This is a genomic window from Micromonospora sp. MH99 (genome assembly GCF_021442385.1).
In the GTDB taxonomy this organism is placed as follows: Bacteria; Actinomycetota; Actinomycetes; order Mycobacteriales; family Micromonosporaceae; genus Micromonospora.
On the sequence record NZ_MUZA01000020.1, the window covers coordinates 67,481 to 83,635 of the forward strand.

19 protein-coding genes are annotated in these 16,155 nt (G+C 70.6%); 9 read left to right on the forward strand and 10 right to left on the reverse strand.

From position 1 onward, the window contains the following. Positions 1-301 precede the first annotated feature (301 nt). Positions 302-943: a GNAT family N-acetyltransferase gene (locus B0E54_RS13555; protein WP_234583769.1), complete on the reverse strand. Its 642-nt coding sequence runs from the start codon at positions 941-943 to the stop codon at positions 302-304. A gap of 172 nt (positions 944-1,115) precedes the next feature. Here B0E54_RS13555 and B0E54_RS13560 point away from each other — a divergent pair, with 172 nt between their 5' ends. Both B0E54_RS13560 and B0E54_RS13565 read left to right on the forward strand, forming a co-directional pair. Further along, positions 1,116-2,969, forward strand: a complete 1,854-nt coding sequence (locus tag B0E54_RS13560; RefSeq protein ID WP_234583770.1) for an adenylyl cyclase — start codon at positions 1,116-1,118, stop codon at positions 2,967-2,969. A 193-nt stretch (positions 2,970-3,162) separates the two neighbouring features. Then, on the forward strand, positions 3,163-5,541 hold the full coding sequence (locus tag B0E54_RS13565; protein ID WP_234583771.1) for a discoidin domain-containing protein: 2,379 nt from the start codon (positions 3,163-3,165) through the stop codon (positions 5,539-5,541). A gap of 59 nt (positions 5,542-5,600) precedes the next feature. On the opposite strand, the gene B0E54_RS13570 is transcribed toward B0E54_RS13565, so the two are convergent. Further along, positions 5,601-5,984: a hypothetical protein gene (locus tag B0E54_RS13570; protein WP_234583772.1), complete on the reverse strand. Its 384-nt coding sequence runs from the start codon at positions 5,982-5,984 to the stop codon at positions 5,601-5,603. Positions 5,985-6,137: 153 nt separating this feature from the next. Here B0E54_RS13570 and B0E54_RS13575 point away from each other — a divergent pair, with 153 nt between their 5' ends. Next, positions 6,138-6,746 (forward strand): hypothetical protein, encoded by a 609-nt coding sequence (locus B0E54_RS13575; RefSeq protein ID WP_234583774.1) that lies wholly within the window; start codon positions 6,138-6,140, stop codon positions 6,744-6,746. Between the two features lie 62 nt (positions 6,747-6,808). Here B0E54_RS13575 and B0E54_RS13580 read toward each other — a convergent pair whose 3' ends face one another. Next, complete coding sequence (locus B0E54_RS13580) at positions 6,809-7,186, reverse strand: integrase (RefSeq protein ID WP_234583776.1); 378 nt, start codon at positions 7,184-7,186, stop codon at positions 6,809-6,811. A gap of 6 nt (positions 7,187-7,192) precedes the next feature. Between B0E54_RS13580 and B0E54_RS13585 the strand changes: the two genes are divergently transcribed. Next, positions 7,193-7,438, forward strand: coding sequence for a discoidin domain-containing protein (locus tag B0E54_RS13585; RefSeq protein ID WP_308195358.1), 246 nt, complete (start codon positions 7,193-7,195; stop codon positions 7,436-7,438). A gap of 148 nt (positions 7,439-7,586) precedes the next feature. Here B0E54_RS13585 and B0E54_RS32915 read toward each other — a convergent pair whose 3' ends face one another. Further along, on the reverse strand, positions 7,587-7,745 hold the full coding sequence (locus B0E54_RS32915; protein WP_374109268.1) for a tetratricopeptide repeat protein: 159 nt from the start codon (positions 7,743-7,745) through the stop codon (positions 7,587-7,589). A gap of 130 nt (positions 7,746-7,875) precedes the next feature. Here B0E54_RS32915 and B0E54_RS13590 point away from each other — a divergent pair, with 130 nt between their 5' ends. The 4 genes from B0E54_RS13590 to B0E54_RS13605 all read left to right on the forward strand — a co-directional run bounded on the left by B0E54_RS13590 (position 7,876) and on the right by B0E54_RS13605 (position 10,978). Further along, positions 7,876-8,334: a MarR family transcriptional regulator gene (locus B0E54_RS13590; protein ID WP_234583777.1), complete on the forward strand. Its 459-nt coding sequence runs from the start codon at positions 7,876-7,878 to the stop codon at positions 8,332-8,334. After that, positions 8,331-9,764 (forward strand): MFS transporter, encoded by a 1,434-nt coding sequence (locus B0E54_RS13595; RefSeq protein WP_234583778.1) that lies wholly within the window; start codon positions 8,331-8,333, stop codon positions 9,762-9,764. Before B0E54_RS13590 ends, B0E54_RS13595 begins: the two co-directional genes overlap by 4 nt. Before the next feature lie 33 nt (positions 9,765-9,797). Further along, entirely contained in the window at positions 9,798-10,091 is a 294-nt protein-coding gene (locus B0E54_RS13600) for a DUF1330 domain-containing protein (protein WP_234583779.1), read from the forward strand. Positions 10,092-10,204: 113 nt separating this feature from the next. Further along, positions 10,205-10,978, forward strand: a complete 774-nt coding sequence (locus tag B0E54_RS13605; RefSeq protein WP_234583804.1) for a hypothetical protein — start codon at positions 10,205-10,207, stop codon at positions 10,976-10,978. A 5-nt stretch (positions 10,979-10,983) separates the two neighbouring features. Here the strand turns inward: B0E54_RS13605 and B0E54_RS13610 are convergent, their stop codons facing one another. From B0E54_RS13610 to B0E54_RS13630, 5 genes are all read right to left on the reverse strand, one after another. After that, positions 10,984-11,382 (reverse strand): hypothetical protein, encoded by a 399-nt coding sequence (locus tag B0E54_RS13610; RefSeq protein ID WP_234583780.1) that lies wholly within the window; start codon positions 11,380-11,382, stop codon positions 10,984-10,986. 48 nt (positions 11,383-11,430) lie between these two features. Continuing rightward, entirely contained in the window at positions 11,431-12,327 is an 897-nt protein-coding gene (locus B0E54_RS13615; RefSeq protein WP_234583781.1) for an alpha/beta hydrolase family protein, read from the reverse strand. A 146-nt stretch (positions 12,328-12,473) separates the two neighbouring features. Further along, positions 12,474-13,340, reverse strand: coding sequence for a metallophosphoesterase (locus B0E54_RS13620; RefSeq protein ID WP_234583782.1), 867 nt, complete (start codon positions 13,338-13,340; stop codon positions 12,474-12,476). Between the two features lie 67 nt (positions 13,341-13,407). After that, on the reverse strand, positions 13,408-13,665 hold the full coding sequence (locus B0E54_RS13625; protein WP_234583783.1) for a hypothetical protein: 258 nt from the start codon (positions 13,663-13,665) through the stop codon (positions 13,408-13,410). An 8-nt stretch (positions 13,666-13,673) separates the two neighbouring features. After that, on the reverse strand, positions 13,674-13,985 hold the full coding sequence (locus tag B0E54_RS13630; RefSeq protein ID WP_234583784.1) for a hypothetical protein: 312 nt from the start codon (positions 13,983-13,985) through the stop codon (positions 13,674-13,676). Positions 13,986-14,172: 187 nt separating this feature from the next. Here B0E54_RS13630 and B0E54_RS13635 point away from each other — a divergent pair, with 187 nt between their 5' ends. Next, complete coding sequence (locus tag B0E54_RS13635) at positions 14,173-15,024, forward strand: alpha/beta fold hydrolase (RefSeq protein WP_234583786.1); 852 nt, start codon at positions 14,173-14,175, stop codon at positions 15,022-15,024. Between the two features lie 83 nt (positions 15,025-15,107). Here the strand turns inward: B0E54_RS13635 and B0E54_RS13640 are convergent, their stop codons facing one another. Continuing rightward, positions 15,108-16,124 (reverse strand): acetylserotonin O-methyltransferase, encoded by a 1,017-nt coding sequence (locus B0E54_RS13640; RefSeq protein WP_234583787.1) that lies wholly within the window; start codon positions 16,122-16,124, stop codon positions 15,108-15,110. Positions 16,125-16,155 lie beyond the last annotated feature (31 nt).

A 16,155-nucleotide genomic window follows, 5' to 3' on the forward strand; every position in this document is an offset into this window, starting at 1 on the left:
CTCGTGCACCACCACAACTCCATGATCGACGGTTCGGGGAGGCTATCGCTCTTCGGGGGAGCCAGTTCTGGCGGGGGGTATCTGGGGATGGAGAGTGGAGGACGGCGGACGTTCGGGTCGCGCCCCTTTGCTCTGCTTCAACCCACGCAACAGTTTGGGTGTCCCGGTGTTGCGCGGGTTGAAGCAGAGCAAAGGGCGCGATGGGCAGGTGTCATCCACTAGCTGCTGCCGTGACATCAGGCTGGCTAGCCCCGATGACCGACGAGTTTCTGAGCGACGTGTGACACCAGCGCCGGAGTGGCTACTTCTCGAGAAGCAGCGCTTCGGCGCCCACCGGTCGGAAGCCGGCCGCCTGGAAGGCACGCACGCTGCGTGCGTTGCCGGCGGCCTGCTGCGCCCAGACCGGCTGGCCGTCGGGCACCAGGTGCCGGGCTGCCGTCGCCAGCGCCCGGCCCAGGCCCCGGTGGCGAACGTCCTCGTCGACCTCGATCGCCGCCTCCCAGCGACCCGCCACGCCACGGCCGAGGACGACCACGCCGCCCTCGGCGGCCCAGACGCGGACGTCGTCACGACGCCTGCGCGCCCTGGCCTCGCGGGGGTGATCGGTGTCGGTCAGCTCGCGCAGCGCCAGCGGGGGCGCTCCGGCGAGCGGGGCGGCGACGGTCAGCAGGTCGATGGTGTCCGTCGACCGTCCGGTGCGCTCGAGCAGCGCACCCAGAAAGCGCGGATTCATCGTGGCCGCCAGCGAGTCGCAGTCGAGGGCGGCCAGGGTGCGGCGGACCCAGTCGGGGTCCTCGTCGGTGAACACGACGGAGTGGGCGGTGAACGCGATGACTCCGGCGTCCCGGGGGCTGTGCTGCGGCACGATGGTGGTCCCGCCGTCCGGCGGTGGGAAGTGCCCGCGTGCTGCCGCGTCCAGGACGTCGGCCAACGTGCCACCCACGATCGTCGCCTCCTCGGGTTGAGAGCCACCGTCCATTCTCGCCGGCCCGGTCCGAAGTTCGCCGCCCTGAGGTCATGGCGTGGGGCCGCCGGACCGGGTAGAAACACCGGAGAGCGCTCTCACGCCCCAGCTGCGCCGGGAGTACCACCCGGTCGCGGAGAGGACGAACCACATGACAACCCCGTCCCGACGTACGTTCCTGCTCGCCCTTCTGGTCACCACCGCCCTCACGACGACCGGCACCGCCGCCACCGCCGGCCGCCCGACGCACGGCGCACCCGACTTCGGGCCGAACGTGACGATCTTCGACCCGACCATGCCGGTCGGCGAGATCCAGCAGACCCTCGACGCCGCGCACGCCCGCCAGGTCGACAACGAGATGGGCACCGAGCGGCACGCCTACCTGTTCAAGCCGGGCGCGTACGGCACTGCCGAACAGCCGTTGCAGGCCAAGGTCGGCTACTACACCGAGGTCGCCGGCCTCGGCGCGTCGCCCACCGACGTCGCCGTCAACGGCAAGATCGAGGTCTACAACCGCTGCCTGGCCGACGGCGGCACCGGCAACTGCCTCGCGCTTGTCAACTTCTGGCGCACTCTGTCCAACCTCTCGCTCACCGTCAACGCCGCCGGCCAGGACGGCTGCCGGTCGACGGCGAACTTCTGGGCGGTGTCCCAGGCGGTCTCGATGCGCCGGCTGAACATCACCGGCGGCGGGCTGTCCCTGATGGACTACTGCACGGCCGGCCCGCAGTTCGCCAGCGGCGGCTTCATCGCCGACTCGCGGCTGCCGGCCACCACCAACGGCTCCCAGCAGCAGTGGCTCACCCGCAACAGCGAGGTCGCCGGGTGGTCCAACGCGGTGTGGAACCAGGTCTTCGCGGGCGTCGAGGGCGCACCTGACGACGCCACGTTCCCGGACCCGCCGTACACCACCCTGGACACCACGCCGGTGAGCCGGGAGAAGCCGTACCTGTTCGTCGACGGCAAGGGCCGCTACAACGTGCGGGTGCCGTCGGCGCAGCGCGACAGCCGGGGCGTCTCCTGGGCCGACGGCCTGACCCCCGGGCGGACCATCGGGATCGACGACTTCTTCATCGCCAAGCCGTCCGACCCGGTGCAGGTGATCAACAGTCAACTCGCGCGCGGCAAGCACCTGCTGCTCACCCCCGGCGTGTACGACATCGCCCGCAGCATCGAGATCCGCCGGGCCAACACGGTGGTGCTCGGCATCGGCCACGCCACCCTCACCGCGGTCAACGGCGCCGTCCCGCTGGACGTCGCGAACGTGCCCGGCGTGATCGTCGCCGGCGTCACGATCGACGCCGGCACCGTCGAGTCACCGGTCCTGCTGCGGGTGGGCCGCCAGCACGGCCGCGACGCCAGCAGCCCGGCCAACCCGACCACGCTGTCGGACGTGTACTTCCGCGTCGGCGGCCCGCACATCGGCCGGACCAACACGGCGCTGGAGGTCAACAGCGACAACGTGCTCATCGACCACACCTGGGTGTGGCGCGGCGACCACGGCGTCGAGGGCTTCACCGAGGGCGTCAACGGCGACACCGACCGCTGGCGCACCAACACCGGCCGCTACGGCGCTGTCATCAACGGCGACCACGTGACGGCCACCGGCCTGTTCGTCGAGCACTTCCAGCGTTACAACACCGTCTGGAACGGCGAGCACGGCACCACGATCCTCTACCAGAACGAGCTGCCGTACGACCCGCCGACGCAGGCTGACTGGATGAACGGCCCGGTCGAGGGCTACGCCGGCTACAAGGTCGGCGACCGGGTGCGCCACCACGACCTCTACGGCGGCGGGGTGTACGTCTTCAACCAGAACAACCCGTCGATCCACACCGAGAACGGCTTCGAGGTGCCGAACCGGCCGGGTGTGCGGCTGCACCACATCATGACCGTCAACCTCAGCGCGGGCACCATCGACCACGTGGTCAACGGCGTCGGCGACGCGGCCGACACGACGAAGGTCGGCGTGCCGGTCTACATCGTGCAGTACCCGGCGTCGTAACGCTTCCGGGCGTACCACCGAAAGGGCCGGCGCCGGTGTGCGGCGCCGGCCCTCCGCGTGTGTCCGACCGTGACGCTCGGTTCCTTCCGATCCCCTGACTTACATTTTCATCGATCAGTCGCACTCTTGCGGGACGGCATCCACTGCTGCCACGATGGCCGTCAATGCCTTCCGTCCCGAAGGAGTGGTCCCCATGGCGGTCTCCCGCCGCAGGTTCGTCACGTCCGTGTTGGCGGGCTCCGCCCTCGCCGCCGCCTCCACCACGAAATTCCTCGCCAGCCCGGCCCAGGCCGCCAGCCCGGTCGGGGACGTGGTGGGCAAGGTGACGGTCGGCTACCAGGGCTGGTTCAGCGCCCCCGGCGACTCCGCGCCCATCGGCGGCTGGTGGCACTGGAGCCGCGACCGCTTCCAGCCGCCGTCGCCGTCCAACACCACGATCGTGTCCTGGCCGGACATGCGCGAGTACACGCGCAGCTATCCCACCGCGTACCCCAACCTCGGCAACGGCTCGCCGGCCACCCTCTTCTCCTCCTACGACCAGCAGACCGTGGACACCCACTTCCGCTGGATGCAGGAGTACGGCTGCGACACCGCGGCGCTGCAACGGTTCAACCCGACCGGCGACGAGGGGCCGACGCGCGACGCCATGACGCAGAAGGTCCGCTCGGCGGCCGAGCGCTACGGCCGCAAGTTCTACATCATGTACGACGTCACCGACTGGCTGACCATGCAGACGGACATCAAGACCGACTGGACGACGAAGATGTCCGCGCACACGTCGTCCAGCGCGTACGCCCGCCAGAACGGCAAGCCGGTCGTCTGCATCTGGGGCTTCGGCTTCAGCGAACCCAGCCGGCCCTTCACCCCCGGGCCGTGCCTGGAGGTCATCAACTGGTTCAAAGCGCAGGGCTGCTACGTCATCGGCGGCGTGCCCACCTGGTGGCGGCAGGGCATCGAGGACTCCCGCGCCGGCTTCCTCGACGTCTACCACGCGTTCCACGCGATCTCCCCGTGGATGGTCTACCGGGCCAGGACGGTGGAGGAGCTCGACTCGTACTACAACAACGTCAACGTCGGTGACATGGCCGACTGCGCGGCGCGCGGCATCGACTACCTGCCCTGCGTGATGCCCGGTGACCTGGCCGGTGGGCACCGCAAGCACGGGGACTTCTACTGGCGGCACATCTACAACATGGTCCGGCTCGGCTCGCAGGGCCTCTACGTGTCCATGTTCGACGAGTACAACGAGGGCAACCAGATCGCCAAGACGTCCGAGACCCAGGCCACCACTCCGGCCGGCGCGAACATCCGCGCCCTGGACGAGGACGGGGTCGCCTGCTCGTCGGACTACTACCTGCGCATCACCGGCGACGGCGGCCGGATGCTCAAGGGGCAGCTCGCGCTCACCGCGACGCGGCCCACGCCGCCGACGGTCGGCACCCCGCCCCCGACCAGCGGCGACCTCGCAGCCGGCCGATCCACCTCGGCCAGCAGCCAGAACGGCTCCTTCGTCGCCGCGAACGCGTTGGACTTCGACGCCGGCAGCTACTGGGAGAGCGGCGGCGGCTCGTTCCCGCACTGGTGGCAGGTCGACCTGGGTGCCAGCCAGCAGGTCAGCCGGCTCGTGGTGCGGCTCCCCGCCGGCTGGGGTGCGCGGACCCAGACCATCACCGTGCAGGGCAGCGTCGACGGCAGCTCCTTCTCGACCATCGCCGGGGCCTCGGCGTTCGCCTTCGACCCGGCGACCGGCAACACCGTCACCCGCACGCTGACGACCACCACGGCCCGCTACGTCCGGCTGAGCATCGCCGGCAACACCGGCTGGCCGGCGGGCCAGCTCGCCAAGGTCGAGGTGTACGGATCCAGCGCCACCACGGACAACCCGCCGACCGCCCCGAGTGGTCTCACCGTGACCGCCAAGACGTCGAGCAGCGTCTCCCTGGGCTGGACGGCGTCGACCGACGACAAGGGCGTCACCGGCTACCAGGTACGCCAGGGCGGCACGGTCGTCGCCACGGTCGCGGGCACCAGCGCGACCGTGAGTGGGCTCAGCGCGTCCACCTCGTACACCTTCACGGTCGTCGCCCGCGACGCCGCCGGCAACACCTCGGCGGCCTCGAACGGAGTCACGGTGACCACCGACGCCCCGGCCAACGCCGACCTGGCCCGAGGGCGGTCCACCAGCGAGAGCAGCCACGTCCAGAGCTACGGCTCGGGCAACGTGGTCGACGGCGACGCGAACAGCTACTGGGAGAGCGCCAACAACGCCTTCCCCCAGTGGGTGCAGGTCGACCTGGGCGCGACACGCACGGTCGGGCGGGTGGTGCTGAAGCTGCCGCCGTCGTCGGCCTGGGGGAGTCGGACGCAGACCATCGCCGTCACCGGCAGTACCGACGGGAGCAGCTTCGGGACGCTGGTCGGGTCGGCGGCGCGGACCTTCGACCCGTCGACGGGTAACCAGGTGTCGCTGACGTTCAGTGCTGCGCAGAGCCGTTACGTGCGGATCACGGTGACCGGGAACACCGGCTGGCCGGCCGGGCAACTGGCGGCACTGGAGGTGTACGCCAGCTGACCGGACGTGGGGCGGCCGCCGGACGCCGACCGGCGGCCGCCCCTCCACCCGTACGCCGACTACCAGATGATGATGCCGCCCTGCACCGCCCTGGCGCGCTGCACGGCATCCCGCACATTGGTCAGGTAGCCGAGGATGCGTTCCGCGTCGTATCCGGTCGTGGCGGCCAGCAGCTCGACGTTCTCCGCCAAGCGGACGCACTCCTGGTCGAAGGCATCGAGCTGACCGGGGAAGACCTGGAGGTTACCCCGATTCTCGACCGTGACGTCGGCGAGTTGTGGCAGGAACGTCGCGCCCAGCTGACGAGTCACCGCGGAACCCCACAGTGAATGACGGAAGGCTTCAGCTCCCACCGCCGTGCTGGTGCCCGGCGGATCCTCCACAACCTGCCGACCGGCGTAGGAGTCGTCGTCGGGTATCCACACCGCGATATCCAGGCTCATTCGCACACTCCCGCCAAGCTCCGAAGCGCGGCTGGTAGGGGGATCCTTAACTGCATCGATCCGCCGCCCGGACTGGCCACGATGCTAGGTGCCCTGCCGACCCGGCTCAAATCGGGTTGTCGGCTCTGTCGCCCGCTGGCTACGGTGCCTCGCGTGACAATGTCCGATGCGGAATGGTGGTCGCTGCTCCGGGAGCTGGACGAGCCGGTCGCGCCGGTGGAGCACGGCCTCAGCCCGGAATCGCTCATGCGGGTCATGGTCGAGGGCGTAGTGCCGCAGTCGGTGCTGGCGGCATCGAACGCTCGGGTGGAGCCAGGCGCAGGCGATGGTCTGGAGATGCCACGGCACTTCGACCGCGCGGCGACCCAGGGTCGGTTCGACCGGCTCGCGGAGCGATTGAGCGAGGCCTACGGTTGCCGATGCGACGTGGGGCTGGCCCAGGACTCCGCATGTTTCGGCAGCATCTGGATTCCCGCCGAGGTCAGTCGCAGCCGCACGAAACGTACCCGAATCCCACTGGCTCTGAGTGTGAGCGTCAGCAATTTTGGTGGCCTTGCCGCGTGCGGATCTTCCGCTCCGTGGGCCCACACATCTCACCTGCACCCGGACGACCGCGCACGGATCGAGGAGGCACTCAGCGGACTCGACTACCTCCTCGTTCCAGAGCACATCCTCGCCGCGCCGTACGACGGGCCCAATGGCTGGGTGTTCGGCCCGACGAATGATGCGACCTGGTCCACTCGATTCTTCGAGCCCCTCTGAACACGTCAGAACCCCACCACTTGTCACGACGACCGGGTGCCCTCGCGGTGCAGTTCAACGCTTCAGACAGGCTCGGTGACGGCGAATCGCGGTAGCTCAAGTTCGGTCGGCGGGGCGATTGTGAACGTCCCACCCAACGCCTGCGGCGTCCATCCAGCGCGCAGGCCGTAACGGACCAGAACGCGTACGTCCGCGGCTGTCGGGTAGGGGTACGCCTCTCCGCTGCCGTGCACGTCGGTCTCGACGTACCGACCGGCAGAGGCGTCGGTGGGCCGCTCGGTCACATCGGCCTGTAGGGCGCGACCGGTTTTTCCCGCACCCCATACGCGGAGCCTTATGCAGCGGTGAAGACGGCCGTCAGAGCCAGGTGCGGCCCGGATGTCGGCCTTCCAGGTGAACTCCCGGCCGTCGACGTGGAGCGTGCGCAGCCTCGACCTCATCCACCCATGCTGCCAGCCCGGCGGTCCAATGCCTTCCCCCAGTGGGTGCAGGTCGACCTGGGCGCGACGCGCACGGTCGGGCGGGTGGTGCTGAAGCTGCCGCCGTCGTCGGCCTGGGGGAGTCGGACGCAGACCATCGCCGTCGCGGGCAGCACCGATGGGAGCAGCTTCGGCACGCTTGTCGGGGCGGCGGAGCGCACCTTCGACCCGTCGACGGGTAATCAGGTGTCGCTCACCTTCAGCGCGGCGTAGACCCGTTACATACACGTCACCGTGAGCGGTAACACCGGCTGGCCGGCGGGCAACTGGCGGCACTGGAGGTGTACGCCAGCTGACCGGACGCCGACCGGCGGCCGTTCCTCGCGACGACTGCCCCAACGAGAAGATCGGGATGCCTGGGCTACGGCTCGCGGTCCGGCCCCTCCGACTGATGCGTGTCGAGCCGGGCTGCGAACTCGGCGACTCGCTGCTTCGAGTCGACCGTGTGGGGGTGTTCCTTGCCTAGCACGCGACGGCGCAGTTGTAGGACCTGTTCGTGCAGGCGGTGGGCTTCGGTCAGCTACTTGAGGTCGAGTGTCAAGCACGGTGGCGTGAGCACGGTGGGCGGTGCGGTCGACCGGCGCCCCGTTCACCGACGACTGACACGGCATCTCCATAAAGACTGAATATAAAGTTGCTATGCTTCGAGTGTGAGTCATCACGACACCACTGCTGGCGCGTCCGCCGCCATCGGGGTAGCCCTCTACGCCCTGGCCACCAGGGCTGCGAGGCGCCTGCCCCGGGACATGAGCCTGACGTCCGCCGCCACCCTGGCCACCCTGGACCGGACCGGCCCGCGGCGCATCACCGATCTGGCCGCGGTCGAGGGCGTCACCCAGCCCGCGATGACCACCCTGGTCCGGGTGATGGAGGAGTCCGGCCTCGTCGAGCGGCGCAGCGACCCGTCCGACAAGCGGGTCACGCTGGTGTGCCTCACCGAGGCCGGCGCCTCCTATGTCCGGACGCGCCGCCAGGCGGGCGTCCACGCGTTCGAGCGGTTGATCGGCGAGCTGACCGGCGACGAGGTCGAGGCGCTGGTGGCAGCCCTTCCGGCGCTGAAGCATCTGGCAGAGCTCGAAAGCCAGGACCGTGAAGGGTCGAGGCGGTGACCGGGCAGCCCGTCGGCGGGGGCGCGGTGCAGGCGGTCCCGGTGGCACGTTCCGAAACGCCGCTCCTGGTCCCCGCCCTGGTGTTCATCGCTCTGGTCGTGGCGGCGGTCGCCAGCCTCGGGACGCCGCTCATCACCAGCGTGGCGACCTCGTTCCACGTCTCGCTCGGCAGCGCGCAGTGGACGCTGACCATCGCGCTGCTCAGCGGCGCCGTCGCCACACCGGTCCTGGGCCGGCTCGGAGCCGGCCCGCACCGGCGGGCCACCATCCTCGCCACGCTGGCTGTCGTCGTCGCGGGCAGCGCGCTCACCGTGCTGCCGTTGCCGTTCGCGTGGCTGCTGGTCGGCAGGGCGGCCCAGGGCGTCGGGCTCGGGCTGACGGCGCTGATGATGGGCGTGGCCCGGGACCACCTCCCCGAGGAGCGCGGCGCGGCCGTGATCGCCCTGATCTCGGTGGTCTCGATCATCGGGGCCGGCGTCGGCTACCCGCTGGCCGCACTGCTCGCCGAGCTCGGCGGGGTACGGGCCGCCTACGGCCTCGGCCTGGTCGTCACCGCCGCCGCCCTCCTGACCGCGTGGCGCTCTATGCCCGAAGCCCCCGAAGGCCGCTCCGCCCACGTCGACGTGACAGGCGCTGTCGTCCTGGCCGCTGCGTTGCTCCTGGTGCTGTTCCTCGCCGGCGAACGCAATCTGTGGAGCCGGCACCTCGCCGTGGCGGCGGGTCTCGCCGTCGTCGTGGTGGTGCTGCTCTGCGTCTGGGCCGTCATCGAGCTGCGCAGCACGACGCCTCTGGTCGATGTGCGGGCGGTGCGGCACCCGGCGGTCGCCGGGGCGAACCTCGCCATGTTCGTCGGCGGGATCGGCATGTACCTCCTGCTCACGCTCATCACCCGGTACGCGCAGACGCCGCACGGCGCCGGCTACGGCTTCGGGCTGACGACCTTCGTCGCCGGGCTGGTCCTCATTCCGTTCTCGGTGCTGGGGTTCGTCGCCGGCAAGCTCACGCCGCGGGTCCGGACGCTGATCGCCGACCCCCTGCTCCTGGCCGGCAGCGCCGTCGTGGTCGGCGGCGGGTTCGCCCTGTTCGCGGCGGCCCGGTCGGATCTGACCGAACTGTTCGTGGCGATGGGCGTGCTCGGCTTCGGCGTCGGCGGCTTCTCGGCCGCGATGCCCGGCGTCATCCTGGCCGTCACCCCCAAGAGCGAGACGTCGAGCGCCATGAGCTTCAACTACGTCGTCCGCAGCGTCGGGTACTCCCTGGGCAGCGCCATCGGCGGCCTGATCCTCGCTGCGGGCACCGGCCCCGGCCACCGCTTCCCCGACGACAGCGCCTACACCACGGCGGCGCTGGTCGGCATCGGTGCCATGGCGATCACGACGCTGACGAGCCTCGCTCTCGCCCGCCGACGCTCGTCCGAGACCATCCCGTAAGCCAGACGCACTCATCCCCACACTGGAGGTTCCATGCCCAAGGGCTACTGGGTCAGCGCCTACCGCACCATCTCAGACCCGGAGAAGCTGGCTGCCTACAACGCGCTGGCCGCTCCGGCCGTCGCGGCCGGGGGCGGTCGGGTCCTCGTCCGTGGCGGTCGGGTCGTGGCGCATGACGCCGGAATCGCCGAGCGCACCATCGTGATCGAGTTCGACAGCTTCGCGCAGGCCGTCGCGGCGCACGAGAGTGCGGCCTACCAGGAGGCGCTTGTCGCCCTCTCCGACGCCGTCGAGCGCGACTTCCGCATCGTCGAGGGCATCGACTGACCGACCGTGATGTCGGCGCGGGCGCCCAGCCTGCCTGGTCCAAATCGGTTGTTCACTCGGTAGCCGCTGGTTACGGTGCCTCGCGTGCCTGGCACGGATTGGTGGTGAAGCGAGTGGCGAAGAACAAGCCGCCGTTCAGGATGAAGGCGATGCTCAGGCTGGAACGCGGAACCGCGACCGCCGCCGACACTCTGCGCCGTTACGCTCCGCTCGCCGACGAGATCGGCGCCGACGGGATCGACGTCGACGTCGACCGCGCGGACCTGCTGCTGTCGGGCTACCGGGTCGCCGGGAACGAGGAACGCGCCATGCACGCCCTGGCGCAGCGGCTGTTGCACCGCTTCGGCTGGCGCGATCAGGACTTCAGCTACGCGCGGAACGTCCGGTACGCCGAGACCGACGTACCCCCGTCCGGGCCGCCCGCCACCCACCTGGTGATCGATCGGGCCGACCAGGATCTGGGCTGGGAGGGCGCGACCCACGGCTCCGGCCTCACTCCCGACCGCACCCTGGACATCGGGCCGACCGAGGCCGAGGTTGTCGCCCGGCTCTTCGTCACCGTTCCGGCGGACACGATCGCCGGGAGCGCGCAGGCGCTGGGGCCGTGGCTGGCCCGCGTCGAGCCGGCCGCCGTCAGCGTGGACCCGGGCCGTGCGGCCCTGCTCTACCTCGCCCGCGCCGACCTGCGCACCGAGGCGGAGAGGCTGGGCATGGGCCCGGTCGAGACCGGCCGCATCGAGGCGGACGCCGAGCACGTCATCGAGACCGCGACGGCCACCGACGGCACGACCCTCTGGCTGCGCCGGGGCACCGACCCGGTCTCCCGGCACTGGCCCGGCATCATCGAAACCCGAGAGCTGGTCATCCGGGACTCCTACCCGGACTAGTCAGCTCAGTACCCGCGGAACCACCCGATCGCTGGCGCGCTGGCATGGTCCGGCCGCAGCTCCCAAGGATGATCGCGGTGCCAGGCAGCAGCCGCGTCGGCGTCAACCGGACCATGGGCACAAGCGGGCGTGTGTACGCACCCAGGCCCACCCACCACTGCCACAAAATCGCGGTGCTCCGCCCACTCCGCCTGCGCCTGCTCCTCGGAGATCGCATGGAGCACGTAGCAGCGCCGATCCTGATCAACGGGACAGCCGCGCTCGTCCGCAACGGCGATGAACCAGTACTCCCTGCCGTCGAGGAGCGCGAGACCATCCAACGGTCCGTCGTAGTAGTCGGCGAACCACAGCATCTGCACGCCGGTCATCTCCGTCAGACCGTCCAGCACGGATGGCTCATGCACCGATGCACCGTACACATCGCCCCGAGGGCTGGCGGATGGTGCTACGGGTCAGCCGGCCAGCGAGGCGCCGATCGCCCGCACCTGCGCCGGGGCGACGGACGCCCAGTAGTCGCCGTCGTGGCAGCCCACCCCGATGGTCACCACCCCCGGGTCGGGCAGCCGGTCCCGCAGTGTCTCGACCGCGCCCGCGAACGGGTCGGCCGCGCCGATCGCGATCCGCACCGGCAGGCCGGCGAACTGCGCGGCGCGGGCCGTCACGTCGTACCGGGCCCACTCGTCGGGGCCGCCGAACGCGCCGGCGTTGACCCGCTCCGCGTCGGCGTACGAGCGGAAGACCGCCGGTGATGTGGCAACCACCGCCCGGAACCGGTCCGGATGGGTCAGCGCGGCGAGCAGCGCGCCGTATCCGCCCATCGACCAGCCGGCCACCGCGACCCGGTCGGTACGCAGGCCGCGCCCGGCCAACAGCGGCAGGAACTCGTCGACGAGCATGCCGAGCGGGTCGTCGGTGGCGTGCGGATGCCAGTAGCCGTCGCCGCCGTCCGGTGCGGCCAGCGCGAACGGGGGCACCCCTGCCGCGAGCGCGCCGGCCAGGAACTCCGGATACCGGGCGGCGGTGACGGCGGATCGGGCGTCGGCCGCGTACCCGTGCAGGGCCAGGCAGACGGGCAGCCGCGCGCCCGGGGCGTACCCGGGTGGGTAGGAGATGGCGAAGGCCACCTCCCGGCGGCGTGCCGCCGAGCGGAAGCTGCCGGTGACCGGCGGTTGGGGTGTGCCCTGCGGCGCGGTCGGCGATGCGGCGTCGCAGCGGCCCAGCGCGTGGTCGAGCACCGACCGGCCGGGCAGCACCTCGGCGTCGACCAGGGCGATGCCGGCCGCGCCGAGCGCGGTGACGCCGCCGCCGGCGGCCACCAACTGGAGGATTCGGCGTCGACTGATCGGCATCCGGTCACCGTAGTCGCTGCGCTCAGCTCAGAGGGGTGTTGAACTTGAGGTTCGGTGGCGGCCGTTGGCGCGTACTCTCATCGCCGATGTCGCCCGGGCGCAGCCGGCGCCGGCCGGCGTGGCGCGGCTGGCGTCGGTGGTCGGCCTCACCCGCTGACGGACTCGCGCCGGCGCCTGTCCTCGGCGGGGTTGATGGTGCGCACCGGGTCCGGGACCGGGCCGCGTCGCCGCCACTCGCGCGGGTAGCCCAGCGAGACCTCCTCGAACCGGACGCCGTCGTAGAACGTGGTGCGGGGGATGTGCAGGTGCCCGTAGACCATCGTGGACGCGCCGAAGCGCAGGTGCCAGTCGCGGGTGCGGACGGTGCCGCACCACTGGGCGAACTCGGGGAACCACAGGACGTCGGTGGGTTCGCGCACCAGCGGGTAGTGGTTGACCAGCACGGTCGGCAGCGCCGGGTCGCGCTCGGCCAGCCGGCGTTCGGTCTCGGTGATGCGGGCGTCGCACCACGCCTCCCGGCTCGGGTACGGGTCGGGGTGCAGCAGCGCCTCGTCCGTGCAGACCACGCCGGCCGCGTGCGCCAGGTCCAGCGACTCCTGTTTCGTGCTGGCCTGGGGCACCCGGAACGTGTAGTCGTAGAGCACGAAGAGCGGGGCGATCGTGGCGGGCCCGCCCTCGCCGTCCCAGACGGGGTACGGGTCCTGCGGGGTGACGACTCCCAGGCGCCGGCACAGCTCGACCAGCTCGCGGTAGCGGGTCTCGCCGCGCAGGTGCTCCGGGTCGCCGGGTGGCGTCCACAGCTCGTGGTTGCCCGGCGCCCAGACCACCCGGGCGAAGCGGTTGCTCAGCAGGCCGAGAGCCCACTCGATGTCGGCGAACCGCTCGGCCACGTCGCCGGCGACGAGCAGCCAGTCGCCGGGGTGGTCCGGCCGGAGCTCCTGGACGAACGCGCGGTTCTCCGCGTAGCTGATGTGCAGGTCGCTGACGGCTCGCAGCCGGGGCGAAGGGCTCACCGTTCGAGGCTAGGCCGCCGCGGCCGGATCGGGGCACTCCGATCGGGTCGCGTCGCCGGCCGCCCGTTCAGCAGAACCAGCCGTCCTGCACCCAGCCGCGCCGGTTGATGTACCCGTAGGCGAAGCCGTAGACGTAGCCGCCGCTGCGGGGACCTTCGACCAGGAACGTCTGACCCTGGTAGAGGGTGCCCATCCAGGCGCCGTTGGGCTGCGTGCGGACGAACAGGTCGCTCGCGCACACCGTCTCGCGCTGACCGATGGTGCCGTTGGCGGCCTGCGCCGGCGCCGGTGCGGCGACGATCCCGGCCAGCACGCCGGCCGTCACCCGGGCCCTCACCACGAGTCGTACCCGCCGATGCACTCGGAGCGCAGGTAACCCCAGTCGTTCGGGCCGAAGTCGAAGGTGGCCGCCCACCCGTTGTAGACCGGATGCGCGCCCGGGGTGTGGCCGATCTTGTTGCCGTAGACGAGCGTGCGCTTCAGGCCGGTGGGGCCGCCGGCAGAGTCGTAGTTGGCGTAGAAGCTGGCGCTCTGGCAGATGACTATGGCGTGCCGTGGCACCACCGGGTCGGCCTGCGCCGGCGTGCCGCCCAGGGCGGCCACGGCCGCTCCGAGGGCCAGCGCCGCGGGGACTTTTCGAAGCATGCCCACCTCCCGTACGCCGAAACTTTCCTACCGGCGACCCTACCGACGAGGTTGATAAATGTCGATGCCGGGACCGGTCGTCCGGAGCGGGCCGGCGGGCCTGGGCGACGGCGCTCGGCCGCATATCCGGCGACCCGACGGGAAAGCACGGGGCGTCCGACAGCCCATACCGGAGCAGGAGAAAAACATGCCTTTCATTACCGTGGGGACGGAAAACTCCGCACCCATCGACCTGTACTACGAGGACCACGGATCCGGTAAGCCCGTGGTGCTCATCCACGGCTTCCCGTTCAACGGGGCAACGTGGGAGAAGGAAACCAACGTGCTGCAGAACGCCGGATACCGGACGATCACCTACGATCGGCGCGGTAACGGCAACTCGGCGCAGCCGGCCTTCGGGTACGACTACAACACGTTCGCCGCGGACCTCGACGTGCTGATGACCGAGCTGGACCTCAACGACGCCACCCTGATCGGTCACTCGATGGGCACCGGCGAAGTCGTCCGCTACCTGGCCAACTACGGCTCCCAGCGGGTCAGCCGGGCCGTGCTGCTCAGCCCGCTGCAACCGATGCTGGCCAAGGCCGACGACAACCCCGAGGGCGTCGACCGCAAGCTCTTCAAGGGCTTCCAGGACGCCATCATCAAGGACCGTTTCGCCTATCTGACGTCGTTCTGCGACGCGTTCTTCAACCCGGACCAGAACATGGGCAAGCGGGTCAGCGAAGAGGCGTACCGGGCGCACTGGCAGATCGGCGCGATGGCCTCCGGCAAGGCCACCCACGACAGTGTGGACGCCTGGCAGGAGGACTTCCGGCAGGACCTGCCGAAGATCAATATTCCGGTGTTGATCGTGCAGGGTGACCAGGACCGGGTGCTGCCCTACCCGGTGACCGGCCAGCGGCTCGGCCCGATGATGCCGACCGGCACGCTCATCACGCTCAAGGGTGCGCCGCACGGCATCCCGTGGACGCACGCCGACGAAATCAACAAGGCGATCATGGACTTCATGAAGCAGCCGGCCAAGGCTCGCGCCTGAGGGGTACCGGTAGCCGATCGGACGCCAGCGTCACGATGACGCTGCGGCACCCGACCCTCCCAGGGGTCGGGTGCCGTCGGCGTTCAGGGCCGGCGGGCCACGACCGCGCCGTTGGCGCCGGGAGCGTCGAACGGCACGGTACGGACGTCGACGAACCCGGCGTCGGTGAGCCACGCGCCGTACTCGGCCGCCGAGTAGTTCCGGCCGCCCTCGGTCTCGACAAGCATGTTCATGCCCATCAGAGCGGCCTCCGGTGGCCCGGTGCGCTCGTCGTTGAGCAGCAGTTCGCAGACGACGATGGCACCACCGGGCGGCAGCGCCGCGTGACAGCGGGCCAGCAGCGCGCGGTTCGTCGGCTCGTCCCAGTCGTGCAGGATCATGCTGAGCAGGATGACGTCGTGCCCGTCCGGCAACGCCGGATCGGCGAGGAAATCGCCCGGCACCGCGTCGATCCGATCGGTCAGACCGGCCTCCGCGATCCGCTCCCGCGCCCGTACGCAGACGTGCGGCAGGTCCAGGACTGTCGCCCGCAGCTCGGGCAGCCGGCGGCAGAACTCGATCGGGAACGCGCCGGCCCCGCCGCCCACGTCGAGCAACCGGCGGTGCGCGGAGAAGTCGTACGCCTCGGCCAGCGCGCTCGCCGTGAAACTCGACGTCGAGAACATGGCGTCCCAGAACTGCGTGAGCATCTCCGGGTCGGCGGTGTCGAACATGGACTGCTGGCACTCCGGGTCCCAGGTCAACGGCCGATCGGTGCGCAGCGCCTCGCCGATGCGGTGCCACGGCAGGTAGGTGCGCAGGTCGGAGTAGCGGATCTGGGCGCCGAAGTAGTAGGGCCGACCTTCGACCAGGAACTGCTCGGCCAACTCGGAGTTGCGGTAGCCGTCGCCGGCCTTCTCCAACAGGCCGAGCGAGGCGCACGCGGCGAGCAGCAGGTCCGCCGGCCGGTCCGGCAGCCCGAACTCGGCCGAGGCCTGCTCGACTGTCATCGTCCGTCCGCCGGCGAGCCGGGTGAACAGACCGAGGTCAACGCCGGCCGCGAGGGTCTTGAACCCCCACACGCCGGCCACCAGCTGCATGAGGGGAGTCGGGGTGACCATGACGACATGAGATCACACATCACACGTTTCC